A 1,365-nucleotide genomic window follows, 5' to 3' on the forward strand; every position below is an offset into this window, starting at 1 on the left:
AGCCGCCGGGGTCAGGTGGCGCATGCTGCTGACGACGGATTCCGGAAGATCAGCAGGGCTTCCCAGACTCTGTGCCAGGCCGGCCACACCGTCGAGCTCGCGCTGGACATCATGCCGGGCCTGCTGGGTGTAGAGCAGCGCGCCAAGCAGGTAGACCAGGAGGAAAACCGCCAGCATCAAGAGGGATATCTTCCGGTACACGGTCATTGTTTTTATCCGTTGCGGGGAAACAGTCTTTCTATCTCCATGCTAAAGCCGCCAGTTTTCACAGGAATAGTTCTTTAGTACCGCCACTTTCCTACTTTCTGAATATTTCCGGGACTTTTTCCCTTCTCTAAGCTGGAAGCACAACAACAAACCGGAGAATCCCATGTCTTTTCTGTCCCGGACAGCGGCCACTTCACTGATCACACTGGCGGCGGCAAGCCCACTCCAGGCTGAGAACCTCGATGTGCGGATTGGCTATCTGCAGTGGGTTCCGGATCAGGGACCGGTGCTTTCCAATGTCATTCCGGAACCTGAGGACGCCGGCCTGCGAGGCGCCGAACTGGCCATCAACGACAACAGCACCACCGGCAAGTTTCTGGGCCAGACCTACTCACTCCAGAGTGAGGTTGCCGATTCGGAAGAAGCCGCTATCGCAGCCTTTGATGCCATGCGCGAGAATGGTTTCGACCTGTTTGTGGTGAATGCGCCTGCCTCGACCCTGATTGCCCTCACCGAAAAGGCAGGCGACAACATCCTGATCTTCAACGCGGGCGCCAAGGACGATGCCCTGCGCACCGGCCAGTGCCACGTGAACCTGCTGCACACAATGCCCAGCTATTCGATGCTCACCGATGCCCTCGGCCAGTGGCTGAACCAGCGACGCTGGGATGAGGTGTTCCTGATTACCGGGCCAACCGAAGCTGACAAAGGCTGGGCCGATGCCTTCCGCCGTTCAGCGAAGCGCTTCGGGCTGGAGATCGTCGAAGACAAGCCCTGGACCTTTGACGCCGACCTGCGCCGAACCGCCTCGAAGGAGCTGCCGCTATTCACCCAGGCCAGCGATTACGACGCTGTGGTGGTTGCTGATGTACGCGGGGATTTTGGCGAGTACGTGCCCTTCAATACCTGGCTGCCGCGACCGGTGGTGGGTACACAGGGCATGTCACCCGTTACCTGGCACCGGGTGGTCGAGAGCTGGGGGGCTGCGCAGCTCCAGAATCGTTTTCGCGAGCTGGCAGGCAGGGACATGAACAGCGAGGACTACGCCGCCTGGACAGCCGTTCGCTCCATCGGTACCGCCATCACCGACCTGAACTCCGCCAGTCCCGCCGAGATCCGGAATTACCTGTTCAGTGACAAGTTCCAACTGGCTGCGTT

General features: G+C 59.6%; 2 protein-coding genes. One reads left to right on the forward strand and one right to left on the reverse strand.

Features of this window, described 5'->3' with window-relative positions; translation table 11 throughout:
• Positions 1-207: hypothetical protein (locus WH5701_RS16245; RefSeq protein WP_198005100.1), on the reverse strand; the 207-nt coding region annotated here is incomplete at its 3' end.
• Positions 208-370: 163 nt separating this feature from the next.
• On the opposite strand from WH5701_RS16245, the gene WH5701_RS00540 reads away from it, so the two are divergent.
• A partial coding sequence (locus tag WH5701_RS00540) for an ABC transporter substrate-binding protein (protein ID WP_006169857.1) occupies positions 371-1,365 on the forward strand: 995 nt, incomplete at its 3' end.

This window comes from Synechococcus sp. WH 5701 (genome assembly GCF_000153045.1).
Classification (GTDB): Bacteria; Cyanobacteriota; Cyanobacteriia; order PCC-6307; family Cyanobiaceae; genus Regnicoccus_A; species Regnicoccus_A antarcticus.